Genomic DNA, 24972 nt, shown 5'->3' with positions numbered 1-24972 from the left:
CGGGTTTCGCTCAATTCGGCTTTCGCTTGCCTGTCGATCTGGTAAATCCGGTGAAAGCAATGCCGCGTCGCGCGCCCCGGCCTCGGTGGAGGGCGTCGCGTTCGGGCGCGTCGCGTCGAAGGAAAGGCATCATCATGGCTGACCGTTTCCGCCTGACACTGGCGCAGCTCAACCCCACGGTGGGGGACATCGCGGGCAACGCCGCGCTGGCCCGCGACGCGTGGGAGCAGGGGCGCGCGGCGGGCGCGGACATGGTCGCGCTGCCCGAGATGTTCATCACCGGCTACAACACGCAGGACCTGGTGCTGAAGCCGGCGTTCCACCAGGCGGCCATTGCCGCGGTTCACCGGCTGGCCAGGGATTGCGCGGACGGCCCCGCCATCGCCATCGGCGGTCCGGCCTTCGGCGGGGCGCGTCTGCACAACGCCTATTACATTCTCAGGTCCGGCGAGGTGAGCGCGATCCTGCGCAAGCACCATCTGCCCAACGAGACGGTTTTCGACGAGGTGCGGCTGTTCGAGTCGGCCGACATGGGCGGGCCTTACGCGGTCGGCGGCGTGCGCATCGGCAGCCCGATCTGCGAGGACGCCTGGCACGAGGACGTGGCCGAGACGCTCGAGGAAACCGGCGCGGAACTGCTGCTGGTGCCCAACGGATCGCCCTATTACCGGCGCAAGATGGACGTGCGCCAGACGCTGATGGTCAGCCGCGTGATCGAGACCGGGCTGCCGCTGATTTATCTCAACCTCGTGGGCGGGCAGGACGACCAGGTGTTCGACGGCGGCAGCTTCGTGCTGAACCCCGGCGGGGCGCTCGCGCTGCAGATGCCGGTCTTCGAGGAGGCGGTCGCGCATGTCGATTTTACGCGCACCGCGCAGGGATGGCGCGCCGAGGAGGGCGCGCGCGCCCACCTGCCCGACGAATTCGAGCAGGATTATCACGCGATGGTGCTGTCCTTGCGCGATTATTTCCGCAAGACGGGGTTCACGCAGGCGCTTCTGGGTCTGTCGGGCGGGATCGATTCGGCCATTGTGGCGGTGATCGCCGCAGACGCGCTGGGGCCGGGGAACGTGCGCTGCGTGATGCTGCCGTCGGAATACACCAGCCCCGGGTCTCTCGAGGATGCGCAGGCGGTGGCCGACGCGCTGGGCGCGCGCTATGACTTCGTCCCGATCGGGCACGCGCGCGCGGCGATCACCGAAACGCTGGCGCCGCTCTTCGAGGGGACGGAGCCGGGCCTGACGGAGGAGAACATCCAGTCGCGGCTGCGCGGGCTGCTGCTCATGGCGCTGTCGAACAAGTTCGGCGAGATGCTGCTGACCACCGGCAACAAGTCCGAGGTGGCGGTCGGTTACGCCACGATCTACGGCGACATGGCTGGCGGCTACAACCCGATCAAGGATCTCTACAAGACCCGCGTTTTCGACATCTGTCGCTGGCGCAACGCCAATCACCGCGCCTGGATGAAGGGCCCCGAGGGCGAGGTGATCCCGCCGCGCGTGATCGACAAGCCGCCGAGCGCGGAGCTGCGCGCCGACCAGAAGGACAGCGATTCGCTTCCGCCCTACCCGGTGCTGGACGGAATATTGCAGATCCTCGTCGACGGAGACGGCAGCATCGCCGATTGCGTGAAGGCGGGCTATGAGCGGGCCGATGCGAAGAAGGTCGAGCACCTGCTTTACATCAGCGAATACAAGCGGTTCCAGTCGGCGCCGGGCACGCGGCTCAGCAAGGCGGCGTTCTGGCTCGACCGGCGCTACCCGATCGTCAACCGCTGGCGGGACCCGTCCTGACCGCTGACGCGGGGCTTGCCACTCGCCGCGGCGCCACTAGATGCGGGAGGTATGGCAAACCGGCGGCGCGGGCGCTGACCCGCGCGGGCCAGATCAGGAGGTGACGAGATGGCCAAACCCAAGGTCGCGGTGATTTTCTATTCCACCTACGGGACCAACCACCAGATGGCGCAGGAGGCCGCGCGCGCGGCCGAGGAGGCCGGCGCGGAGGTGCGCCTGCGCCGCGCCGCCGAGACCGCGCCGAAAGCGGTGGTCGAAGGCCAGGAGGCGTGGAAGAAGCAATTGGCCGCGATGCAGGACATCCCCGAGGTCACGCCCGACGACATGGAATGGGCGGATGCCTATTTCTTCTCGACGCCCACCCGCTATGGCGCGCCCGCAAGCCAGATGCGCGCCTTCATCGACACTCTGGGGCCGCTGTGGCAGGCCGGCAAGCTCGCCGACAAGGCGGCGACGGCGACCAGCTCGGCCCAGAACGTCCATGGCGGACAGGAGGCGACGATCCTGTCGCTTTACACCACCTTCATGCATTGGGGCGCGATCATCGTCGCGCCGGGCTATACCGACCCGGTCAAGTTCGAGGATGGCGGCAACCCTTACGGATTCTCGACCCAGGCCGGCAAGTTCGACGACACGGGACGCAAATCCGTCGCTCATCAGGCACGCCGCCTGGTCGAGAAGGCCCGCAAGCTGATCGCCTGAGCGGCCGCGTCATTCCCACCAGCGATCGATCCGCGCGATGTCGGCGTCTGACCAGCCGAAATGGTGCGCGAATTCATGCACCGTCACATGCGCGACCAGGTCGGCCAGCGTGACGTCGCCGCGGTGCCGCCATTCGGCGAGGATCGGTTCGCGGAAGAGCCAGACGACATCCGGGTAAGGCTCGGGGTAGGACAGCGATTTTTCGGTCATCGGGACGCCCTCGTAGAGGCCGGTCAACGCGATGCGATCGTCCATCCCGAGGCTGCGCAACATCTCCGGCTCGGGCCAGTCGACCACGCGCAGCACCACGTCCGCCGCGCCGTCCCGGAAGGGCGCCGGCAGGGCCTTGATCGTATCGCGGGCGATCGTTTCGATATCGTCGAGGGTTGGGGCGCGGCTGTCCATGGCGCAGATATGGAGGGTTCGGGCGCAGAAGGGAATGGCGGGCTGGCGCACATTCTGGACAAACCGGCGCGCCTGTGACAGATCCCGCGCATTCTCAGGAGCGCCCCCCATGACCGTCACCCGTTTCGCCCCGTCGCCCACCGGCTACATCCACGTCGGCAACCTGCGCACGGCGCTGATGAATTTCCTCATCGCGCGCAAGGCGGGCGGAACCTTCATCCTGCGCATCGACGACACCGACCCGGAACGCTCCAAGGAGGAGTATGTCGACGCGATCAAGGAGGATCTCGAATGGCTGGGCCTGACCTGGGACCGCGTCGAGCGGCAGTCGCAGCGGCTTGACCGCTACCACGCCGCCGCCGACCGGCTGCGCGAGATGGGCCGCTTCTACGAGGCGTTCGAGACGCCCACCGAGCTTGACCTCAAGCGCAAGAAGCAGCTCAACATGGGCCGGCCGCCGGTCTATGACCGCGCCGCGCTGGACCTGACGGACGCCGAGCGCGACGCGCTGCGCAAAGAGCGCGGCCCCGGCGTGTGGCGCTTCAAGCTCGACCGGGAGCGGATCGAGTGGGGCGACGGCATCCTCGGGCCGATTTCCATCGACGCGGCCTCGGTCAGCGATCCGGTGTTGATCCGGGGCGACGGGCAGGTGCTTTACACGCTGGCTTCGGTGGTTGACGATACCGAGATGGGCGTGACCCACGTGGTGCGCGGCTCGGACCACGTGACCAACACCGCGACGCAGATCCAGATCATCGAGGCGCTGGGCGGCAGCGCGCCGCAATTCGCGCATCACTCATTGCTGACCGGCCCGCAGGGGGAATCGCTGTCCAAGCGGCTGGGCGTGCTCAGCCTGCGCGATCTGCGCGCGCAGGGCGTGCAGCCGATGGCGCTGCTGAGCCTGATGGCGCGGCTCGGGTCGGCCGATCCGGTGGAGTTGCGCAGCGACATGGGCGAATTGATCGAAGGATTCGACATCGAACGCTTCGGCGCGGCGCCGACCAAGTTCGACGAGGCGGATCTCTTTCCGCTGACCGCGCGGAGCCTGCACGGCCTGCCTTACCCGGAGGTCGCCGACCATATCGCCGCGCTTGGCGTGCCCGCCGGGCAGGGCGAGCGGTTCTGGGCCGTCACGCGCGAGAACATCACCACGCTCAACGACCTCGAAGGGTGGTGGCGCCTATTCCGCGACGGGGCGGAGCCCGACATCGCCGAGGAGGACCGCGAATTCGTCGCGCAGGCGATGGCGCTGCTGCCCGAGGGGCCGCTTGACGGCGACAGCTGGGGCGCATGGACCGCCGCGGTGAAAGAGGCGAGCGGGCGCAAGGGCAAGGCGCTCTACATGCCGCTGCGCAAGGCGCTTACCGGGCAGGCGCATGGGCCGGACATGGCGCAGGTGCTGCCGCTGTTGCAGGTGATCCGCGCGCGGGGTTGATCCCGCTACGCCATTTCGATCCGCACCGGCAGCGCGGCAAGCTGCGCATCGACAAAGGCGCGCTCCTGCGGGCTCAGCGCACAGTGGCGCGGATATGCGGGCGCGGCGCGGTCGTTCAGCACCGGCACGTCCCAGCCCTGCGTCGTCTCGAAAAACCGCCGCGCGCCCGCTTCGCCGAATTCGCGCAGGTAGCCCTGCACGACGACGTCGATGTAGCTTAGCAGCACGGGATGCGCCCGCGTCGGGCGGCCATGCTTGCCCTCGGGGATGGTGTAGACCGCGATCCGCGCGTCGGGGCCGAGCGCATGGCGCACCTGCCCGTCCGCCGGCACGCGGTCATAGGCGCCCTCGCGGATGTCGAGCGCCTTCCAGTCGCCGCCGGGGACGCCGGCGATCAGCCCGTCGATGGCGCAATCCGCATCCGGGACCACGGTGAGATAGGCCACCTGCCGCAGATCGGTATGCCGCCAGACGCGACGCCAGCCGCTCAGCGTCGCGGGCTGCGCGTCCGGGTAAGCGTGGGTGGCGCGGTTCACGAGGCTGCCATAGCCGAAGAACCAGGCGTCATGCCGCGCGTCTTGTGTCGCGCGCCGTTGATTTCGATCGAGGGCCATGCCCCGTTTTGCAGGCGGATTGCGCGGAAATCAACCGGCGCGGCGGACCGGACGGAAAGCGGGCGACATGCGGATCACCGAACGCGGCGACATCGCGATGCGCGCGCTGAGGATGCGCGCGGGTTGAACGGCGCGGGCGCGAAGCCTCTTGCCGAAACAGGGGGGGTATACTACCGTCCACCGGGATCGGACCGGGAGAATCGGCGCATGCCGATGCCGAAGGAGCAACCGCCCCGGAAACTCTCAGGCGCAAGGACCGTCCGATCGACAGAACTCTGGAGAGATCTCGCGCCGTGCGCGCGGGGCGCCGAAGGGATAGCGATCTCAGGCGGAAGGACAGAGGGGGCATCGTGCGCGGCCTTGCAGGGCATGCGCTTGGGGACGATGCCGCATTTTCTTCCGGGTCGGGCATGATCAGGGCGGCGCCATGAAGAGAGGAAGCCGGATGAGCGATCTGCGCGTCACGCCGCTGCATGCACTCCATCAGGAACTGGGGGCGAAGCTCGTTCCTTTCGCGGGCTACGAGATGCCGGTGCAGTACCCCGCCGGGGTGATGAAGGAACACCAGCATTGCCGCAATGCGGCCGGGCTCTTTGACGTGAGCCATATGGGCCAGGTCGTGATCCGCCACCCCGACGGGGTCGAGGCGGCGGCCGCCGCCGTCGAGGGGCTGGCGCCGGTTGACGTGCTGGGACTGGGCGAGGGCCGCCAGCGTTACGCGCTCTTCACCAACGAACACGGCGGGATCGAGGACGATTTCATGATCGCCAATCGCGGCGATCACCTGCTCGCGGTGGTCAACGCCGCCTGCAAGGCAGCCGATGTCGCCCGCATGACCGAGGGCCTGCCCGGCTGCGAGGTGAGCGAGCTAAGCGATCGCGGGCTGCTCGCCCTCCAGGGGCCGGAGGCGGAAACCGCGCTCGAAGGGCTCGTGCCGGGGGTGGGTGAGATGAAGTTCATGGACGTGGCGACGCTGCCGTCGGACTGGGGGGATCTGTGGATCTCGCGCTCGGGCTATACCGGCGAGGACGGCTACGAGATCTCGGTCGAGGCCGCGCAAACCGAGGCGCTGGCGCGCGCGCTGCTGGCGGTCGATGCGGTGGAGCCGATCGGCCTCGGCGCGCGGGACAGCCTGCGGCTCGAGTCGGGGCTGTGCCTTTACGGCAACGACATCGACAGCGGAACCACCCCGGTCGAGGCGGGGCTCACCTGGGCGATCCAGAAGGTGCGCCGCGCAGGCGGCGCGCGCGCCGGCGGATTCCCCGGCGCCGAAACGATACTCAGGCAGATCGAGGACGGGCCGGCGCGCCGCCGCGTCGGGCTGCGCCCCGAGGGCCGCGCGCCGATGCGCGAGGGCACGCAGCTTTACGCAAGCGAGGATGGCGGGGACGCGGTGGGCCACGTCACCTCGGGCGCGTTCGGCCCGACGCTGGGCGCGCCGATGTCGATGGGCTACGTTGCCGCGCAGTTCGCGGAGAAGGGAACGACAATCTGGGGCGAGGTTCGCGGCAAGCGCCTGCCGGCCACGCTGGTCGCCATGCCCTTCGTGCCCGCCAATGTAAAACGCTGACAGAGACCAACAGAGAGGGAAAGCGATGAAATACACCGAAGAACACGAATGGCTACGCGAGGAGGACGGGCTCATCGTTGTGGGCATCACCGAGCACGCGGCCGAGCAACTGGGCGACATCGTCTTTATCGAGCTCCCCGAGGCCGGCAAGGAGGTCGCCAAGGATGACGAGGTCGTCGTGATCGAGAGCGTGAAGGCGGCGAGCGACATCCTCGCGCCGATCGACGGCGAGATCGTCGAGGTGAACGAACCGCTCGCCGACGAGCCCGGCAAGGTCAACGAGGACGCCACCGGCGACGGCTGGTTCTTCAAGATGAAGGCCAGCGACCCAAGCCAGATGGACGATTTCATGGACGAGGCCGCCTACAAGGATTTCGTCGGCTGAGCGGGGGCAAGACTTTTCAATGAAAAGTCTTGGGCAAAATCTTCGGGGAAGATTTTGCGCCTTCGACGAGAGTATTTTGGGAACATTGAAAGGGTGCGGCGGAGACGGCTCCGGCGCGCCTTCGATCAGCGGAGGGCCAGATGGCTTTTGAACCGACCGACTACCTGCCTTACGATTTCGCCAACCGCCGGCATATCGGCCCCTCGCCCGAGGAGATGGCCGAGATGCTCGACGTGGTGGGCGCGGCCGATCTCGACGCGCTGATCGAGCGCACGGTGCCCGAGGCGATCCGCCTTGAACGGCCGCTCGACTTCGGCAAGGCCAAGTCCGAGCGCGAGTTGCTGCACCACATGCGGGTGACGGCGAGCAAGAACAAGGTGCTGGTCAGCCTGATCGGGCAGGGCTATCACGGCACGGTCACGCCCCCGGCGATCCAGCGCAACATCTTCGAGAACCCGGCCTGGTACACCGCCTACACGCCCTATCAGCCGGAAATCAGCCAGGGCCGACTCGAGGCGCTGCTGAACTTCCAGACGATGGTGAGCGACCTCACCGGGCTCGAGATCGCGAACGCGTCGCTGCTGGACGAGTCGACCGCCTGCGCCGAGGCGATGACGATGGCGCAGCGCGTCGCCAAGTCGAAGCAAAGGGCGTTCTTCATCGACCGGGACTGTCATCCGCAGAACATCGCCGTGATGCAGACGCGCGCGGCGCCGCTGGGGATCGAGGTGATCGTCGGCAACCCCGACAAGATGGACGCCTCAAAGGTCTTTGGCGCGATTTTCCAGTACCCCGGCACCTATGGCCATGTGCGTGATTTTACCGATCACATCGCGAAGCTGCATGAGAATGGCGCGATCGGGATCATGTCCGCCGATCCGCTGGCGCTCACCCTGTTGAAGGAGCCGGGCGCGATGGATGCCGATATCGCCGTGGGCAGCACGCAGCGCTTCGGCGTCCCGCTGGGCTATGGCGGCCCGCACGCGGCCTACATGGCCTGCCGGGACACCTACAAGCGCGCGATGCCCGGCCGGCTGGTAGGGGTGAGCGTGGACAGCCACGGCAACCGCGCCTACCGCCTCGCGCTTCAGACGCGCGAACAGCATATCCGCCGCGAGAAGGCCACCAGCAACGTCTGCACCGCGCAGGCGCTGCTGGCGGTGATGGCGTCGATGTATGCGGTGTTCCACGGGCCCAAGGGGCTGAAGGCCATCGCGCAGCGCATCCATCGCAAGGCCGTGCGTCTGGCCAAGGGGCTGGAGGCGGCTGGGTTCAAGGTCGATCCGAAATCGTTCTTCGACACGATCACCGTGGACGTGGGGCCGCTGCAATCGGCGGTGATGAAATCGGCCGTGGACGAGGGCATCAACCTGCGCCGCGTGGGCGAAACGCGCGTCGGGATCAGCGTGGATGAGTGCACCCGTCCCGAGAATATCGAGGCGGTCTGGCGCGCCTTCGGGATCACCGAACGGGACGACGATTTCACGCCCGAATACCGCATCCCAGAGAACATGCACCGCCGCTCGGATTACCTCACCCATCCGATTTTCCACATGAACCGGGCCGAGACCGAGATGATGCGCTACATGCGCCGTCTTGCCGACCGTGACCTCGCGCTCGACCGGGCGATGATCCCGCTGGGGTCCTGCACGATGAAGCTCAACGCCGCTGCCGAGATGATGCCGGTAAGCTGGCGCGAGTTCTCGCGGATGCACCCGTTCGTTCCCAGGGACCAGGCGGAGGGGTATCGCGAGTTGATCGACGACCTGAGCGCCAAGCTCTGCGCCATCACCGGCTACGCCGCCTTCTCGATGCAGCCCAACTCGGGCGCGCAGGGGGAATACGCGGGGCTGCTTTCCATCGCCGGCTATCACCGCGCCAACGGCGAAGAGCATCGCAACGTCTGCCTCATCCCGGTCAGCGCGCATGGCACCAACCCGGCCAGCGCGCAGATGGTCGGCTGGAAGGTCGTGGTGGTCAAGTCGGCGGAAAACGGCGATATCGACCTCGAAGATTTCCGCGCCAAGGCGGAAAAGCATGCGGAGAACCTTGCCGGTTGCATGATCACCTACCCCTCCACCCATGGCGTCTTCGAGGAGACGGTGAAGGAGGTTTGCAAGATCACCCACGATCACGGCGGGCAGGTCTATATCGACGGGGCCAACATGAACGCCATGGTCGGCCTGTCGCGCCCCGGCGACCTGGGCGGCGACGTGAGCCATTTGAACCTGCACAAGACCTTCTGCATCCCGCATGGCGGCGGCGGCCCGGGCATGGGGCCGATCGGCGTCAAGGAGCACCTCGTTCCGCATTTGCCGGGCCATCCTGAAACGGGCGAGGAGGTGGGACCGGTGAGCGCCGCGCCCTTCGGCTCGCCCTCGATCCTGCCGATTTCATGGGCCTATATCCTGATGATGGGCGGCGAAGGGCTGACGCAGGCGACGCGGGTGGCGATCCTCAACGCCAACTACATCGCCAAGCGGCTCGAAGGCGCCTATGACGTGCTCTACAAGGGCGAAAACGGCTGTGTCGCGCATGAGTGCATCCTCGACACGCGCCCCTTCGAGAAGAGCGCGGGCGTCACCGTGGACGATATCGCCAAGCGGCTGGTCGATTGCGGCTTTCACGCGCCGACGATGAGTTTCCCGGTCCCCGGCACGCTGATGGTGGAGCCCACCGAGAGCGAGACCAAGGCCGAGCTCGACCGGTTCTGCGACGCGATGCTGGCGATCCGCCAGGAAATTCGCGACATCGAGGAAGGCCGCATCGATGCGGCGAACAACCCGCTGAAACACGCGCCGCACACGGTCGAGGATCTGGTCGGCGATTGGGAGCGGCCCTACAGCCGCGAACAGGGCTGCTTCCCGCCGGGCGCGTTCCGGGTGGACAAGTACTGGCCGCCGGTCAACCGGGTGGACAACGCCTATGGCGACCGGCACCTGATCTGCACCTGCCCGCCGCTGGAAGACTACGCGGAAGCTGCCGAATAGGAGCGGCGGGGCGGGCCGGCGCCCGCCCCTCGCCACACGCGGCGAGTGCCCATGCCTGGCGTCCGGCGCAACACGGTTGCGGTCGCGGAATCAGTCCGCACAGCCTGCGATCGAGCGCTCAGACCTTGATAAACTCCATGCGGTAAACGACCTCTTCGCCAGTTGCCGGGTCGATGCCCGGAGCGCCGCTGATCACCTTCGAATCGAAACGGGCGGATGAGATCGCCGTGCGAGTTCGGGTGAGAACCGGCAGGAGCGGCGCCTGCGCGCCGCATTGCTCGGACCCTGCCGACGCCTCGTTTCTCAGACGATCTTCTGCCCGGTCTGCTCCCAGTCCTTCAGGAACGCATCCAGCCCCTTGTCGGTCAGCACATGCTCGGCCATCGCCTTGATGACCTTGGGCGGGGCGGTCATCACGTCCGCGCCGATCATCGCCGCCTGGTGCGCGTGGTTCACCGTGCGGATGCTCGCCGCGAGGATCTGCGTGTCGAACCCGTAATTGTCGTAGATCTGGCGGATATCGGCGATCAGTTCCATCCCGTCGAGGTTGATGTCGTCCAGCCGCCCGATGAAGGGCGAGATGAACGTCGCCCCCGCCTTCGCGGCCAGCAACGCCTGGTTGGCCGAGAAGCACAAGGTCACGTTGACCATGTTGCCTTCGCCCGAGAGCGTGTTGCACGCCTTCAGCCCCGCCCATGTCAGCGGCACCTTCACCGCGATGTTGTCGGCGATCTTGGCGAGTTTGCGACCCTCCTCGATCATTGCGTCGGCCTCGAGCGCGACCACCTCGGCGCTGACCGGGCCGTCGACCATGTCGGCGATCTCCTTGGTCACCTCAAGGATATCACGCCCGGATTTCATGATCAGCGACGGGTTGGTCGTGACCCCGTCCACCATGCCGAGGTCGTTCAACTCTGCGATCTGGTCCACTTCGGCGGTATCGACGAAAAATTTCATGGGGGCGGTCCTCTCTGGCAGGGATTGGCGTTTGTCGCCCCATCCATTACCTCATGGGCTGACCCGCCGAAACCCCTGTCGCGGAGGCATCGCTTGCCCGCCACCACCGATTTCTTTGACGAAGGCGCGCTGGTGGGCGTGCTGACCACGCAGCCCCTGGGCCGCGCGCTGGATTACCGCGCGCCCGAGGGCGGCTGCATGCCCGGCGCGTTTGTCGAAGTGCCGCTTGGCCCGCGCAAGGTGGTGGGCGTGGTCTGGGGGCCGGGGAAGGGTGACTTCGACATCAAGAAGGTGCGCAGCGTCATCCGCGTGCTGGACGTCGCCCCGATGCGCGAGGAGATGCAGATATTCCTGCAACGCGCCGCCGATTATACCCTGACGCCGCTGCCTTCGATGCTGCGGCTCGCCACCCGCGCGCCGGGGCTGGGTGATCCGCCCTCGATGCGCAAGGTCTACCGGCTGGGCCATGGCGCGCCGGATCGCATGACCGAAGCGCGCGCGCGCGTGCTGGACGCGCTCGAGGCGCAGGGGGAGGCGGCCTATACCCTCAAGGAGCTTTGCGACGAATCCGGGGTGAGCGCCTCGGTCGTCAAGGGGCTGGTGAAACAGGGCGTTGTGGCCGAGGAGGACACGCCGCGCGACCTGCCTTACCGGCGGCTCGATCGCGGTTTCGCGGGCAAGGAACTGACCGCCGACCAGGCCGCCTGCGCCGACGCCTTGCGTCGCGCGGTCAAGGGCGGCGGCTACGGCGCGACCCTGCTGCGCGGCGTCACCGGGTCGGGCAAGACCGAGGTCTATCTCGAGGCCGTCGCGGAAACGCTGCGCCAGGGACGGCAGGCGCTGGTGCTGCTGCCCGAGATCGCGCTCAGCGCCGAGTTCATCGCGCGGGTCGAGGCGCGGTTCGGCGCGAAACCGGCCGAGTGGCATTCCGGCGTCACCATGACCGAACGCCGCCGCGCGTGGAAGATGGTGGGAGAGGGCGGCGCGCAGCTTGTCGTGGGCGCGCGTTCGGCGCTGTTCCTGCCGTTCCGGGACCTTGGCCTCATCGTCGTGGACGAGGAACACGACACCTCCTACAAGCAGGAAGAGGGTGTGATCTACAACGCCCGCGACATGGCCGTGCTGCGCGCGTCGATCTGCGGCGCGCAGGTGGTGCTCGCCTCGGCGACGCCCAGCCTTGAGAGCTGGACCAACGCGGAGGCGGGCAAATACGCGCGCCTCGACCTTGCGGCGCGGTTCGGCGCGGCGGTGATGCCCGAGATCCGCACCATCGACATGCGCAGCGAGACGCTGCCGTCGACGCGCTGGATCTCGCCCACGCTGCAACGGGCGGTCGAGGCGCGCATTGCCGCCGGTGAGCAGGCGATGCTGTTTCTCAACCGGCGCGGTTATGCGCCGATCACGCTCTGCCGCGCCTGCGGGCATCAGATCGGCTGCGACCACTGCGACGCCCGCATGGTCGAGCACCGGTTCCTGAAACGCCTGATGTGCCACCAGTGCGGCGAGACGAAACCGATGCCCGACACCTGCCCCTCCTGCGGGGCCGAGGACCGGCTCGCCGCCGTGGGCCCCGGCGTGGAGCGGCTGGGCGAGGAGGCGGCATCGCTGTTCCCCGACGCGCGCATCGCGACGCTGAGTTCGGATCTCTTCGCCAGCGCCCGCGCGCTCAAGGAGCAGATCGCCACCATCGCAGAGGGCGGCGCCGACATCATCATCGGCACGCAGCTGGTGGCCAAGGGGCACAACTTTCCGCTCTTGACGCTGGTGGGGGTGATCGACGCCGATCTCGGGCTGCAAGGGTCCGACCTGCGCGCCGCCGAGCGCACGTTCCAGCTGATGCGCCAGGTCGCCGGGCGCGCGGGGCGGGCGGAGAAACCGGGCGTTGCGCTTCTTCAGACCTTCCAGCCTGAACACCCGGTGATCCGCGCGATCCTCGCCGGGGACGAGGAAGGCTTCTGGCGGGCCGAGGCGGCAGGGCGCGAGGCGGCGGGCGTGCCGCCCTTCGGACGCATGGCGGGGATCATCCTGAGTTCGACCGAAATGCAGGACGCCTTCGATCTCGGCAACGCGCTGGCGCGCAACGACGCGCCGCTGCGCCGGATCGGCGCGCAGGTTTTCGGCCCCGCGCCGGCCCCCATCGCGCGCGTGCGGGGGCGTCATCGCGTGCGCTTGCTGGTCAAGGCCGACAAGGGCGCGCCGCTGCAGGCGGCGCTGGCGCGCTGGATCAGCGGGGTGCGGGCCCCAAAAACCACGCGGCTCAACGTCGATATCGACCCGCAGAGCTTTTACTGAGCTTGCATGTCGCGCGGGGTTTCCCGCTCGCCAACGGCTTTCCGTTGACGTAAAGCGGATCAATGACACGCTACGTCCCACTTGGGCGGGCACGGCGCCTGCCGCTATGGCAGCGTCCCGTGACGCTGCTGTTCCTGATGGCCGCCGCGATGCCCGTGGCCTTCGCCACGTGGTCGGCGCTGCTCAACAACTTCGTGATCGAGGTGGCGCAGTTCGACGGCTCGGATATCGGCTGGCTGCACACGGTGCGCGAGATTCCCGGTTTCCTCGCCATCGGGGTGATCGCGATCATCATCTTCGTGCGCGAACAGGTGCTGGGCCTCGTGTCGCTGGTCCTGCTCGGGGTCGCGACCGCGCTCACCGCGCGGTTCCCGTCGATGGGCGGGATCCTGACGATCACGATGCTCAGCTCCATCGGCTTTCACTATTACGAGACGGTCAACCAGTCGCTGCAACTTCAGTGGCTGGACAAGGCGCGTGCGCCGCGCGTGCTGGGTTGGCTGATCGCGGCGGGGTCCCTGGCGACGCTGGTGTCCTATGGCCTGATCGTCGCCCTGTGGGAACCGCTGGGCCTGAGCTTCGACAACGTCTACATGGTCTCGGGCGGGATCACCGCCGTTGTCGCCGTTTTCGCCATGATCGCCTACCCGCAATTCGAGGCGCCGAACCCGCAGGTCAAGAAGATGATACTGCGCCGGCGCTACTGGCTGTATTACTGCCTGCAATTCATGTCCGGGGCGCGGCGGCAGATCTTCGTCGTTTTCGCGGGCTTCATGATGGTGGAAAGGTTCGGCTTTCACGTGCACGAGGTGACGGCGCTGTTCCTCATCAACCTCGTCGCCAACATGATCTTCGCGCCGCTGATGGGCGGGGCCGTCGCGCGCTATGGTGAACGGCGCACGCTGGCATTCGAATATGTAGGGCTCACGATCGTGTTCCTCGCCTATGGCGGGATCTACCTCTTCGGCTGGGGCGTCGTGCTGGCCGCGACGCTCTACGTGATCGACCACATGCTGTTCGCGCTGGCGCTCGCGCTCAAGACCTATTTCCAGAAGATCGCCGATCCGGGCGACATCGCGCCCACCGCCGCCGTGGCCTTCACCATCAACCACATCGCGGCGGTATTCCTGCCCGCTTTGCTGGGCTATCTATGGCTGGTCTCGCCGGCGGCGGTATTTATCATGGCCGCTGGCATGGCGGCGGGATCGCTGTTATTGGCGTTGCTGATCCCGCGCCATCCCGAGCCGGGGAACGAGACGATATTCTCGCGCTTCGCGCCCGCCCCGGCGGAATAGCCGCGCCAGGAGGCAACATGCCCACGTTCACTGCCCTCACCACGCTCGACAGCCGGCAACAGGCCGAGGCGCTGGCGCTCGCGATGGAGCGGCTCACGCCCGAGCCGACCGGCATCGGCACATTCGAGGTCGAAGACGGCAGCGGCACATGGGAGGTCGGCGGCTATTTCGAGGGCGAACCGGACCTCGCGGGCCTTGCGCTGCTGGCAGAGCTGCATGGCGCGCGGCCCTTCGCCGTGTCGGAGCTGCCCGAAACCGACTGGGTGGCGCATGTGCGCCGTGAACTCAGCCCGGTCGAAGCGGGCCGCTTCTTCGTCTATGGCGGCCACGACGCCGACCGCGTGCCCGAGGGGCGCGAACCGCTGCTGATCGAGGCGGCGATGGCCTTTGGCACCGGGCATCACGGCACGACGCAGGGCTGCCTGCGCGCGTTGGACCGGCTGGCGAACGATGGCTTCACCGCGCGCGCGGTCGCCGATATCGGCTGCGGCACCGCCGTGCTGGCGATGGCGGCGGCGCGGATCTGGCGCGCGCGCATCCTCGCCAGCGACGTCGACGCGGTCGCGGTCGAGGTGGCGCGCGTCAACCTCGCCGCCAACGGGCTTGCCGACCGTGTGGCGTGCGTCGAGGCCGAGGGGGTCGATCACCCCGATCTGCGCGCCGCCGCGCCGTTCGACCTGATCTTCGCCAACATCCTGATGGGACCGCTCATCAGCCTCGCGCCCGACCTGAGCGCGGCTCTCGCCCCCGGAGGGCATGTGATTCTCTCGGGCGTTCTCAATGAACAGGCCGACGAGGTCATCGAGGTTTATCGCGTGGCTGGAAACAGTCTCATCCACCGCGAGGTCATTGGTGAGTGGACGACGACAACTCTTCGTAAAAGTGTTTGAAAACACGTCCAAAAGCAGCAAATTTGGGGCGGCCGCCCAAAAATTGCCACAATTGGGGCGCAGTTTAACCATGTGATCTGGCGGGGGCCGGAAAACAGGAAGCTGCTATGACTTATACCTATGTTGACGCACGGTTCGCCGCCCGTCTCAAGAAACATCGGCGCAACCGGATCCGCATGGCGAACGGCTATGTAAGCAAGGTCGGCCGCGACGGCCTGATCGTGTTCCGCCCGAAACGCCGCAAGCGCCCTGTTCCCGTTCGCGGCCTGATGCTGCTGGTTGTGGGCGTTCTCTGCTTCAAGGGGCTCATCATGGCCCAGTATGGCAACGCAATCTACGACGCGCGCGTCGCCGACCTTCGCACCGGCACGACCGTCGAACAGGTCGGCGCTTTGATCATGCAGGCCGACCCGATCAGCCAGTTCATCGCCGAAAGGGCCGCGCCGCTCTTCCGCTAGCGCGCGTTCGCGCCCGCTTCCCTGCCCGTGACGGCCCCACCAGGCGCAGCAGCTTCCTCCAGGCCTCTCTAACGAAAACACCCCTGCACCTTGGTCCCGGTGCAGGGGTGTTTTGCATTTCCATCACCCGTGCGGGCGACTGCGCAAGGCGCGCACTCAGCCGCGCGACGTGACGCGGGCGATGTCGTGGCGGCTGAGGCCAATGTCCTCGAGCGCGCGGTCGGACAGTTGCGACAGCGCCTTGCGGGTGGCGCGGGCGTCGTTCCATGCGGCGATCGCGCCAAAGGCGCGGGTGAAGAAACCGCCGAACGAAGTGGAGGCGGTCGGTGCGGTGCGGGTTGCGTCAAAGCTTGCCATGATAGCGGTCCTTCTTTCTGCGTGTGCAAAGTCGATCATATTCTGAGCGGCAGATAGACCCTGCGCCGACCCCGAGCAAGGGCTCCGCCTGCATAGTCACTATGCAACCGCTGCATAGCTCTTGTGGAGGTTAAAATATTGTTTTTTATAAATTTATTCCACCAAAGGAGTGTGGTATAAATACACCCGGCGATCTATTTCTGCGCCGCAGCATCCGCGGCCTTCGGAAAACGCGACCCCGGCGCGCGCGCTCCTATCCCCTTGGCGGCTGTTCCTGTTTCGTGCTATCAGCGGATCAAACGGACAGGGCGGGGCAGCCAAAATGCGGGTACTGGGGATCGATCCGGGTCTGAGAAACCTCGGATGGGGCGTGATCGACATGACGGGCAGCCGCCTTGGGCATGTCGCGAACGGCACCTGCCGCCCCGACGGAGACAGCCTGCCGGCGCGGCTGGCGTCGCTCTTCGAGCAACTGCGCGCAGTGCTGGCGGAATACGCGCCCGATGCGGCGGCGGTCGAACAGACCTTTGTGAACAAGGATGGCGCGGCGACGCTTAAGCTTGGCCAGGCGCGCGGCGTCGCGCTGCTGGTTCCGGCGCAGGCGGGGCTCGAGGTAGGCGAATACGCGCCCAACACCGTCAAGAAGACCGTGGTCGGCGTCGGCCACGCGGACAAGCAGCAGATCGCGCACATGGTGCGGCTGCAACTGCCCGGCGTCACCCTGCACAGCGCGGACGCGGCGGACGCGCTGGCCATCGCCATCTGCCACGCGCATCATCGCCCGGTGATCCGCCCCGCGGCGGCGCTGCGCGCATGATCGGGCGGCTGGCAGGGCGGATCGACTACCGCGCGGCGGATCACGTGCTGATCGACGTGCGCGGGGTCGGGTATCTCGTCTATTGCACCGAGCGCACCCTGCAGGCGCTGCCCGGCGCGGGCGAGCACGCCGCGCTATACACCGACCTTCTGGTGCGCGACGACCTGCTGCAACTTTTCGGTTTCGCCACCCTGATCGAGAAGGAATGGCACCGCCTGCTGATGAGCGTGCAGGGCGTCGGCGCGAAGGCGTCGCTCGCGATCCTCGGCGCGCTGGGCCCCGAGGGCGTGGGCCGCGCCATTGCGCTCGGGGACTGGAACAGCATCAGGGCGGCAAAGGGCGTCGGCCCCAAGACGGCGCAGCGCGTGGTGAACGAATTGAAGGATCGCGCGCCCGAGGTGATGGCGATGGGCGCGGGGCCGGCGACGGCCCCGGCGGGGCCCGCCGGCGATGACGACGTGATCGAGCCAGCCCCCACGCGCGCGCCCGCCCCGCCCGCCGGCCCGGGCGCCCAGGCCGAGGCGCTCTCGGCGCTTGCCAATCTCGGCTACGCGCCGGGCGAAGCGGCGGGCGCGGTCGCGCAGGCGGCGGGCGATGCTCCGGAGGCCGAGACGCCGGCGCTCATCCGCGCGGCGCTGAAACTGCTGGCGCCGAAATCATGAGCCGCGCGGCGCCGCTCATCCGCCCTGCCGGGCGTCTTCGCGAGGAAAGCCCGCAAGGGCTTGAGGAGCGTCCCCTGTGACCGAACCCGACCCAGCCCTGCGCCCCGACCCGCTGCCCGAGGATCGCGACCGTTCGCTGCGCCCGCAGATGCTGGGCGAGTTCATCGGGCAGGCCGAGGCGCGCGCCAACCTGCGCGTCTTCATCCAGTCCGCCCGCCAGCGCCGCGAGGCGATGGACCACACGCTGTTTCACGGCCCCCCCGGCCTGGGCAAGACGACGCTGGCGCAGATCATGGCGCGCGAGCTGGGCGTCGGATTTCGCATGACGTCCGGCCCGGTGCTGGCCAAGGCGGGCGACCTCGCCGCGATCCTCACCAATCTGGAACCGCGCGACGTGCTGTTCATCGACGAGATCCACCGCCTCAATCCGGCTGTCGAAGAGGTGCTCTATCCGGCGCTCGAGGATTTCGAACTGGATCTGGTGATCGGCGAGGGGCCGGCGGCGCGCACCGTGCGGATCGAGTTGCAGCCTTTCACGCTGGTCGGCGCCACGACGCGGCTGGGCCTGCTGACCACGCCGCTGCGCGACCGTTTCGGCATCCCCACGCGGCTGCAATTCTACGAGGTTGAGGAACTGCACGAGATCGTGGTGCGCAACGCCGCGCTTCTCGACATTCCCTGCGCCCCGGACGGCGCTATGGAGATCGCGCGGCGCGCGCGCGGCACGCCGCGCATTGCCGGGCGGCTTCTGCGCCGGGTGGTCGATTTCGCGCTGGTGGACGGTGACGGGACGATCACCCGCGCGCTCGCCGATGCGGCGCTGACGCGGCTTGGGGTCGACCAGCTTGGCCTTGACGGCGCGGACCGGCGCTACCTGCGGCTCATCGCCGAGGCCTATCAGGGCGGGCCGGTCGGGATCGAGACGATGAGCGCCGCGCTCAGCGAGAGCCGCGATGCGCTCGAAGAGGTGATCGAGCCGTTCTTGTTGCAGCAGGGGCTGATCCAGCGCACGCCGCGCGGGCGGATGCTGGCGCAGCGGGCATGGACGCATCTGGGGCTGGCGGCGCCCGCGAGGCCCGGGCAGAGCGATTTGTTCGACGGGTAGGGTTTGAGTATCTCTGGAACATTGAAAGAGACGCGGAGTATCTGCCGATGACGCCCGAGGAGATCGAGGCCTGTTTCACACGCAGCGACGGCAGCTATGCATTCGCGCGCTGGGGGCGTCCCATCGCGCCGATCGTGTTCGGCGTGGACGACGCGACGCTCGGCGTCGTGAAGGGCGCGATCGAGGCGGTCGCGCAACTGGCCGGGCACGAGATGGCCGAGACCGACCCGGAGCTGGGCGCGAACCTCATGTTCTTCTTCTTTCGCGACTGGGATGAGTTGCGGGGCGTGCCCGATCTCGACCGGTTGATCCCGGATCTCGGCCCGCTGGTGACGCGGCTCAAGGACGAGAGCGCGAACCAGTATCGCATGTTTCGCTTTGACGAGGCGGGGGCGATTCGCGCCTGTTTCGTCTTCCTGTGCATGGACGACCGGCTGAGCGCGATGCCGGCGGAGACGCTGGCGCTGGGGCAGGTGGTGCAGAGCATCCTGCTGTGGTCCGACGCCGCTTTCCGGGACCGTTCGCCGCTGGCTCGGGCGCCGGGGCAGGGTACGGTGATCCTGCGCCCGGACGTCGCGGCGCTGATCCGCGCGGCCTATGATCCGGTGATGCCGGCGCAGGCGGGGGATGCGGCGCATGCGCTCCGGCTGGCGGCGCGTATCGGGCAGGGGTGACGGCGCCCGGCCGCTTTTCCGGAGACGGGCGGGCGTCAGCCGGCCTCGCCGCCTCGCAAGCCGATGAAGTAGGCGACGAAGGCGACCGCCCATGCGGCGACGGCGACATGGGCGAAGACGGCCGGCAGGGCGGGCATGAAACGCAGGTCCATCGCCAGCGTCATCTGCTGCGTGCCGACCGCATACATCCCGAGCGGAAAGACCGCGCCCCAGTAGAGCGGGTCGTAGCGCAGCGGAAAGCGCATCCAGACATAGCGCCAGACCCCGAGGATCAGCAGCATCGGGATCCACCATGTTCCGCTCGCCCAGTAGAAGACGGTGAAGCCCCGCAGGAACGGCTCCATCGACAGCAGGAACGGCGCGTCCGGGGCGTTGGCGATCAGCAGCGATCCCGCCAGCGTCGAGATCGCCATCGCGCCCATGTTGATCCAGTAGGGCGGGGTCAGGCTGTCCGGCGAGAGCCGGAAAAACGTGTAGCGATAAAAAATCAGCGCCATCAGCCAGATGTAAAGCATCCCGCCCCACAGCCACATCGACAGCGCGACAAAGTTCATCTCCTGCCGCCAGGGCTGCTCGGCCTGCGCGGCGAGCAGTGCGGCCAGCACGGCGATCGACTGCGTCCCGACGACCGAGAGCAGCCAGGCGCCGCTGATCCCCTCGGCGAGACCGGGCTTGGTCTGCTTGACCGTGAAGGCGGCGAAGATGGCGTAGGTCAGCACCCCCCAGAGCAAAAACGCCACACACCAGAGCGCAAAGCCCACCGCCCAGCTGTCCGCGAGCACGACGGACGCGCTGCCCAGGACGCCCGAGGCGGCGATCATGGTGAAGAAGCCGGGGCCGCGCTTGTGATCGACGAGGTCGCCGAAGAACAGGCGCGGGTGACGCAGCGCGCGCAGCGCGCTCAGCGCCCAGAGGACGCCGTAAGCCACGGCCGCGACGGTGAACAGTGCACAGGCGATGCGGGGATGGGCGATCTGGTCGGCCGCCAACGCAACGATGCCGGTCGCCATGACCATGCCGAAATAGGCCGGCGACATGGTCCTGACGCCAAAGCGCCAGCGGCGCTTGCCGGCGTCGGGGGGCGTCACTGTCCGTGGGCCGGGCATTCGCATCTGTCCTCATGGAGCGCCGCGTCGCGATTCCCCTTCCCATAGCTCCGGCGCCCGACCCTGTCGAGGCGCCGCGCCCGCTTGCGCGCGCCGCGAGGCCGCCCTACGCTGCAGCGCATGGCCCATGTCTTTGCGATCCGCGTCTATTATGAGGACACCGACATGGGCGGGATCGTCTATCACGCCAACTACCTCAAGTATATCGAGCGCGCGCGCAGCGACTGGGTGCGCGGGATGGGGATCGACCAGAACCTCATGCGCGAGGCTGGCGTGGTGTTCGCCGTGCGGCGGATCGAGTGCGACTATCTCGCCGCGGCGCGATTCGACGACCGGCTCGATGTGACGACGCATGCGCAATCGGTCAGCGGCGCGCGGCTGGTGCTCGAGCAGAGCGTGACGCGCGATGCGCAACCGGTGTTCCAGGCGGTCGTCACAATCGTGTGTATCAACTCTGCCGGGCAGCCCGCGCGCCTTCCGGCGAATATCCGCCTGCTTTTGCACTAGTCTGCGAAAATTGCCGCCGATGACGCGTTGTCATTGGCTTTCCCCATGGAAATCGCGTAGTTTCCGAGGCAACAGGCCGGAAACAAGGCCACCCGAGCAAGAAGAGCAGGCAGAATGGAAGCAGAAACCCTCGCATTGGCGCAGGAGATTGATTTCTCGCTGTGGGCGCTGTTCGCCCGCGCCACGATCGTCGTGAAGCTGGTGATGGTGCTGCTGGTCGCGGCGTCGTTCTGGGCGTGGTCGATCATCATCCAGAAACTCATCATGTATCGCAAGGCCCGTACGGAGGCCGACACGTTCGACCGGCAGTTCTGGTCGGGCGAGCCGCTTGACGAGCTGTTCGAGGAGATCGGCGCCGATCCCGACGGGCAGTCGCAGCGCATCTTCGCCGCCGGGATGATGGAATGGCGGCGCAGCCACCGCACCGACGGCGGCATGATCGCCGGGGCCACGGCGCGGATCGACCGCAGCATGGACGTCGCCATCGCCAAGGAGGCGGAGGATCTGCAACGCGGGTTGTCGGTGCTGGCGACGGTGGGCTCGACCGCGCCCTTCGTCGGGCTGTTCGGCACTGTATGGGGCATCATGCACGCCTTCATCAGCATCGCCGAGCAGCAGAACACCAATCTCGCCGTCGTCGCGCCCGGCATCGCCGAGGCGCTGCTGGCCACGGGGCTCGGCCTGCTGGCGGCGATTCCGGCGGTGGTCTTCTACAACAAGCTGAGCGCGGACGCGGACCGCATCGTCGCGGGCTACGAGGCCTTCGCCGACGAGTTCGCGACCATTCTCAGCCGGCAGCTGGACAGCTAGGCCGTGGCCGGCGGAGTGGTTCAGAAATCCGGCGATGGCGGGCGTCGCCGGCGCGGACGCGGGCGGTCGCGCCCGATGGCCGAAATCAACGTCACCCCCTTCGTGGACGTGATGTTGGTGCTGCTCATCATCTTCATGGTGGCGGCGCCGCTGATGACGGTGGGCGTGCCGGTCGAGCTGCCCAAAACGGCGGCCAACGCCCTGCCCGGCGAACAGGAGGAACCGCTCGCGATCACCATCACCGCCGAGGGCGTGGTGATGATCCAGACCACCGAGGTCGCCCGCGACGAGCTGGTGAACCGTCTGCGCGCCATCGCTGCGGAGCGCGACTCCACCAAGGTCTACCTGCGCGCCGACGGGGCCGTGCCCTATGCGGACGTGGTGCAGGTGATGGGCGCGCTCAACCGGGGCGGTTTCGACAATATCGGCCTGGTGACGGATACGGGCGGCCCGGCGCTGGATGCGTCGGACGGCTGAGATGCTGCGCAGCATGGATACCGGGCAGATCGTTTCGGGGGTGGGCCATGCCGTCCTGATCCTCTGGGCGCTGTTCGGCAATGTGCTGAACAGCGATCCGATACCGTTCGAGGTGACGCAGGTCAGCGCGGTCAGCGAAGAGCAGTTCGAGGCGGCGATGGCCGGCCAGAGCGCGCCGCAAGCCGAAGCGGAGGTGATCTCGCCTCCCGCGCCGGAGGCGCCGACCGATACGCCCGACCTCAGCAGCGCGGTCGACGCGGCGCCCGAGCAGCCCGCGCCGGACACCGCCGAGACCCCGGTCCCCGACGCCGCGCCCGAGGAGGTGCAGACCGCGCCGCCCGCCGACGCCGAGGTGAGCACCGACGCCCCCGTCCTCGCCCCGCCCGAGGAGCAGGACATGGCCGCGCTGGTGCCCGAGGAATCGCCGCGCCCGCAGGAACGCCCGGCCGAGCGCGTCGCCCCCGAACCGGTGGCCCCGCCCGAGCCCGACACCGCCATCGACGAGGTCGAGCGCGAAGAGGTGACGCCGGACGAGACCGCCGAAACCCAGGCCCCCGAGGAAGAGGCGACCGCCCCCGAGGAGGCCGCGACCGAGATCGTGACCGAGGCCGAGGAGACCGCGCCGTCGCGCTCGGTCCGTCCCAAGGCGCGCCCGAACCGTCCGGCCCCGCCCGAAGAGACGCCGGTCGAGGAGACGCAGACCGCCGAACCCGAGACGCCCGCGCCGGCGCCCACGGATGAGAGCGACATCGCCGCCGCGCTGGCCGCCGCCGGGGCCGGGGAGACGGAAGAGCCGCAGGAGACGGCTCAGGAAACCGCCGCGCCGCTCGGCAATGCCGGTCGGTTGACCGCCGGGCAGGAGGATGCGCTGCGCATCGCGGTGTCAAACTGCTGGAACGTCGGTTCGCTCAGTTCGGACGCGCTCAACACCACGGTGGTCGTGGCCATGCAGATGACCGAGGACGCCAAGCCGGTCAACGGCTCGATCCGGCTGGTGAGCTCCACGGGCGGCTCCGAGGGCGCCGCGCGCCAGGCGTTCGAGGCCGCGCGCCGCGCCATCATCCGCTGCGGCGCGCGCGGCTTCGACCTGCCCGCCGACAAGTTCGCGACCTGGCAGAGCATTGAGATGACCTTCAATCCCGAGAAGATGAGGATCAAATGAAACCAACGATCCTCTCGGCAGTTTATTTGTTCGGCCGGCCGCCCGAGCGCTATGATGACTGGATGACCATCGAGACGACATTCACCCCGGAGTAGATGAGGATCACATGATGAACCGTTTCCTGACCCTTCTGGCGGCCCTGCTGTGCGCCCTGTCCGTGCAATCGGCGCAGGCGCAGGACGGCCCGCTCCGGATCGAGATCACCGAGGGCGTGATCGAGCCGCTGCCCTTCGCCGTGCCCGATTTCGTGCCCGGCAGCGCCGCGGCGGCGCAGGCGGCCAGCGACATTTCGGGCCTGATCGCTGCCGACCTCACCGGCACCGGCTTGTTTCGGGAAATTCCCAAGGACGCGCATATCAGCGGCATCACCAGCTTCGAGAGCCCGGTGCAGTTCGCCGACTGGAAGGCCGTGAACGCGCAGGCGCTTGTCACCGGGGCGGTGGACGTGGACGCGAGCGGGCGGCTTACCGTGCGGTTCCGGATCTGGGACGTGTTCGCGGGCCAGGAGCTTGGCAACGGACTCCAGTTCGTCGGCACGACCGAGGGCTGGCGGCGGATGGCGCACAAGGTGGCCGACCAGGTCTACAGCCGGATCACCGGCGAGGGCGGTTATTTCGACAGCCGCGTCGTCTTTGTCGCCGAAAGCGGGCCGAAGGACGCCCGCCAGAAGCGGCTGGCGATCATGGATTACGACGGCGCCAACGTCACCTACCTCACCGACAGTTCGTCGATCGTGCTGGCGCCGCGGTTCTCGCCCACCGGCCAGCGCATCCTCTATACCAGCTACGAGAGCGGCGCGCCGCGCATCTATGTGCTCGACGTCGAGACCGTGAGCCGCCGCGTCCTCGAGAACCAGGACGGCACGATGAGCTTCGCCCCCCGCTTCGGCCCAGACGGCAGGACGATCGTCTATTCGGTCAGCCGCGGCGGCAATACCGATCTCTACCGCATGGACATCAACAGCGGGCAGAGCACGCGGCTCACCAACGCGCCCTCGATCGAGACCGCCCCGAGCTTCAGCCCGGACGGCAACCGGATCGTGTTCGAGAGCGACCGGACGGGGTCCAATCACCTCTACATCATGCCTGCGTCGGGCGGCGAGGCGCAGCGCATCAGCACCGGGAGCGGCAATTACGGCACGCCGGTCTGGTCGCCGCGCGGCGACCTGATCGCCTTTACCAAGCAGTCCAAGGGCCGCTTTCACATCGGCGTGATGCGCACCGACGGAAGCGAGGAACGGCTGCTGACGGCGTCCTTCCTCGACGAGGGGCCGACATGGTCGCCCAACGGGCGCGTCATCATGTTCACCCGCGAAACCCAGGGCGCGCAGGGCGCCGCGAGCCTCTATTCGGTCGACATCACCGGGCGCAACCTGCGCCGCGTGCCGACATCGACAGGGGCGAGCGATCCGTCGTGGTCGCCGCTGCAATGACGGAACAGGGCGCGCAGCGCGGCGTTCCCTTGACGCGGCCTGTGTGCTAAAAACGGGAAAATACGATGTTCACCAAG

At 67.8% G+C, this 24972-nt stretch carries 24 protein-coding genes and 1 riboswitch; of the genes, 19 read left to right on the top strand and 5 right to left on the bottom strand.

The genetic code is table 11. The features are described from left to right. Nucleotides 1–134 precede the first annotated feature (134 nt). Together D6850_RS12205 and wrbA are read left to right on the top strand one after the other, a co-directional pair. On the top strand, nt 135–1793 hold the full coding sequence (locus D6850_RS12205) for an NAD+ synthase (protein WP_121167306.1): 1659 nt from the start codon (nt 135–137) through the stop codon (nt 1791–1793). A gap of 108 nt (nt 1794–1901) precedes the next feature. Then, nucleotides 1902–2495 (top strand): NAD(P)H:quinone oxidoreductase, encoded by a 594-nt coding sequence (gene wrbA / locus D6850_RS12200; RefSeq protein WP_121167304.1) that lies wholly within the window; start codon nt 1902–1904, stop codon nt 2493–2495. 9 nt (nt 2496–2504) lie between these two features. Here wrbA and D6850_RS12195 read toward each other — a convergent pair whose 3' ends face one another. Next, a complete protein-coding gene (locus tag D6850_RS12195) occupies nt 2505–2900 on the bottom strand; it encodes a metallopeptidase family protein (protein ID WP_121167849.1) in 396 nt (131 codons plus the stop codon). A 109-nt stretch (nt 2901–3009) separates the two neighbouring features. Here D6850_RS12195 and gltX point away from each other — a divergent pair, with 109 nt between their 5' ends. Beyond that, nucleotides 3010–4335, top strand: coding sequence for a glutamate--tRNA ligase (gene gltX, locus D6850_RS12190; protein ID WP_121167302.1), 1326 nt, complete (start codon nt 3010–3012; stop codon nt 4333–4335). Nucleotides 4336–4340: 5 nt separating this feature from the next. On the opposite strand, the gene D6850_RS12185 is transcribed toward gltX, so the two are convergent. Next, complete coding sequence (locus D6850_RS12185) at nt 4341–4949, bottom strand: gamma-glutamylcyclotransferase family protein (protein WP_121167300.1); 609 nt, start codon at nt 4947–4949, stop codon at nt 4341–4343. 182 nt (nt 4950–5131) lie between these two features. Continuing rightward, a riboswitch (glycine riboswitch) is annotated at nt 5132–5217 on the top strand. 177 nt (nt 5218–5394) lie between these two features. Between D6850_RS12185 and gcvT the strand changes: the two genes are divergently transcribed. The 3 genes from gcvT to gcvP all read left to right on the top strand — a co-directional run bounded on the left by gcvT (nt 5395) and on the right by gcvP (nt 9894). Then, entirely contained in the window at nt 5395–6519 is a 1125-nt protein-coding gene (gene gcvT / locus D6850_RS12180) for a glycine cleavage system aminomethyltransferase GcvT (protein ID WP_121167298.1), read from the top strand. Between the two features lie 25 nt (nt 6520–6544). After that, nucleotides 6545–6904: a glycine cleavage system protein GcvH gene (gene gcvH / locus D6850_RS12175; protein ID WP_121167296.1), complete on the top strand. Its 360-nt coding sequence runs from the start codon at nt 6545–6547 to the stop codon at nt 6902–6904. 140 nt (nt 6905–7044) lie between these two features. Beyond that, complete coding sequence (gene gcvP, locus D6850_RS12170) at nt 7045–9894, top strand: aminomethyl-transferring glycine dehydrogenase (protein WP_121167294.1); 2850 nt, start codon at nt 7045–7047, stop codon at nt 9892–9894. 303 nt (nt 9895–10197) lie between these two features. On the opposite strand, the gene fsa is transcribed toward gcvP, so the two are convergent. After that, nucleotides 10198–10851: a fructose-6-phosphate aldolase gene (gene fsa, locus D6850_RS12165; protein ID WP_121167292.1), complete on the bottom strand. Its 654-nt coding sequence runs from the start codon at nt 10849–10851 to the stop codon at nt 10198–10200. A 93-nt stretch (nt 10852–10944) separates the two neighbouring features. Here fsa and D6850_RS12160 point away from each other — a divergent pair, with 93 nt between their 5' ends. The 4 genes from D6850_RS12160 to D6850_RS12145 all read left to right on the top strand — a co-directional run bounded on the left by D6850_RS12160 (nt 10945) and on the right by D6850_RS12145 (nt 15786). Further along, nucleotides 10945–13143: a primosomal protein N' gene (locus D6850_RS12160; RefSeq protein ID WP_121167290.1), complete on the top strand. Its 2199-nt coding sequence runs from the start codon at nt 10945–10947 to the stop codon at nt 13141–13143. Between the two features lie 62 nt (nt 13144–13205). Beyond that, nucleotides 13206–14438 carry an MFS transporter gene (locus D6850_RS12155; protein WP_121167288.1) on the top strand — a complete coding sequence of 411 codons (1233 nt, stop codon included), beginning with the start codon at nt 13206–13208 and terminating at the stop codon, nt 14436–14438. Nucleotides 14439–14455: 17 nt separating this feature from the next. Then, nucleotides 14456–15328: a 50S ribosomal protein L11 methyltransferase gene (locus D6850_RS12150; RefSeq protein ID WP_121167286.1), complete on the top strand. Its 873-nt coding sequence runs from the start codon at nt 14456–14458 to the stop codon at nt 15326–15328. A 107-nt stretch (nt 15329–15435) separates the two neighbouring features. Further along, complete coding sequence (locus D6850_RS12145; RefSeq protein ID WP_166434060.1) at nt 15436–15786, top strand: hypothetical protein; 351 nt, start codon at nt 15436–15438, stop codon at nt 15784–15786. Between the two features lie 156 nt (nt 15787–15942). Here D6850_RS12145 and D6850_RS12140 read toward each other — a convergent pair whose 3' ends face one another. Further along, a complete protein-coding gene (locus D6850_RS12140) occupies nt 15943–16143 on the bottom strand; it encodes a DUF1127 domain-containing protein (protein WP_121167284.1) in 201 nt (66 codons plus the stop codon). Nucleotides 16144–16465: 322 nt separating this feature from the next. Here D6850_RS12140 and ruvC point away from each other — a divergent pair, with 322 nt between their 5' ends. The 4 genes from ruvC to D6850_RS12120 all read left to right on the top strand — a co-directional run bounded on the left by ruvC (nt 16466) and on the right by D6850_RS12120 (nt 19401). Next, nucleotides 16466–16960: a crossover junction endodeoxyribonuclease RuvC gene (gene ruvC, locus D6850_RS12135; protein WP_121167282.1), complete on the top strand. Its 495-nt coding sequence runs from the start codon at nt 16466–16468 to the stop codon at nt 16958–16960. After that, nucleotides 16957–17622 carry a Holliday junction branch migration protein RuvA gene (ruvA, locus tag D6850_RS12130; protein WP_121167280.1) on the top strand — a complete coding sequence of 222 codons (666 nt, stop codon included), beginning with the start codon at nt 16957–16959 and terminating at the stop codon, nt 17620–17622. Before ruvC ends, ruvA begins: the two co-directional genes overlap by 4 nt. A 76-nt stretch (nt 17623–17698) precedes the next feature. Then, nucleotides 17699–18727 carry a Holliday junction branch migration DNA helicase RuvB gene (ruvB, locus tag D6850_RS12125; RefSeq protein WP_121167278.1) on the top strand — a complete coding sequence of 343 codons (1029 nt, stop codon included), beginning with the start codon at nt 17699–17701 and terminating at the stop codon, nt 18725–18727. A gap of 47 nt (nt 18728–18774) precedes the next feature. Beyond that, nucleotides 18775–19401: a hypothetical protein gene (locus D6850_RS12120; RefSeq protein WP_121167276.1), complete on the top strand. Its 627-nt coding sequence runs from the start codon at nt 18775–18777 to the stop codon at nt 19399–19401. Nucleotides 19402–19436: 35 nt separating this feature from the next. Here D6850_RS12120 and D6850_RS12115 read toward each other — a convergent pair whose 3' ends face one another. Further along, nucleotides 19437–20507 carry a tellurite resistance/C4-dicarboxylate transporter family protein gene (locus D6850_RS12115; RefSeq protein WP_206019256.1) on the bottom strand — a complete coding sequence of 357 codons (1071 nt, stop codon included), beginning with the start codon at nt 20505–20507 and terminating at the stop codon, nt 19437–19439. A 120-nt stretch (nt 20508–20627) separates the two neighbouring features. On the opposite strand from D6850_RS12115, the gene ybgC reads away from it, so the two are divergent. The 5 genes from ybgC (at nt 20628) to tolB (ending at nt 24895) form a co-directional block, all read left to right on the top strand. Further along, a complete protein-coding gene (ybgC, locus tag D6850_RS12110; protein WP_121167273.1) occupies nt 20628–21014 on the top strand; it encodes a tol-pal system-associated acyl-CoA thioesterase in 387 nt (128 codons plus the stop codon). Nucleotides 21015–21128: 114 nt separating this feature from the next. Further along, nucleotides 21129–21824 (top strand): protein TolQ, encoded by a 696-nt coding sequence (gene tolQ / locus D6850_RS12105; protein WP_121167271.1) that lies wholly within the window; start codon nt 21129–21131, stop codon nt 21822–21824. 3 nt (nt 21825–21827) lie between these two features. Next, nucleotides 21828–22301, top strand: a complete 474-nt coding sequence (gene tolR / locus D6850_RS12100; RefSeq protein WP_121167269.1) for a protein TolR — start codon at nt 21828–21830, stop codon at nt 22299–22301. 1 nt (nt 22302) lies between these two features. Then, the gene (locus D6850_RS12095) at nt 22303–23463 is read left to right on the top strand and encodes an energy transducer TonB (RefSeq protein ID WP_245964172.1); all 1161 of its coding nucleotides are present in this window, start codon (nt 22303–22305) and stop codon (nt 23461–23463) included. A gap of 109 nt (nt 23464–23572) precedes the next feature. Beyond that, nucleotides 23573–24895 carry a Tol-Pal system beta propeller repeat protein TolB gene (gene tolB, locus D6850_RS12090; protein ID WP_121167841.1) on the top strand — a complete coding sequence of 441 codons (1323 nt, stop codon included), beginning with the start codon at nt 23573–23575 and terminating at the stop codon, nt 24893–24895. Nucleotides 24896–24972: the final 77 nt, after the last annotated feature.

This window comes from Roseovarius spongiae (assembly GCF_003651245.1).
Classification (GTDB): domain Bacteria; phylum Pseudomonadota; class Alphaproteobacteria; order Rhodobacterales; family Rhodobacteraceae; genus Roseovarius; species Roseovarius spongiae.
Note: the sequence above shows the minus strand (reverse complement) of the source record. Positions and strands in the feature narration are given on the sequence as shown.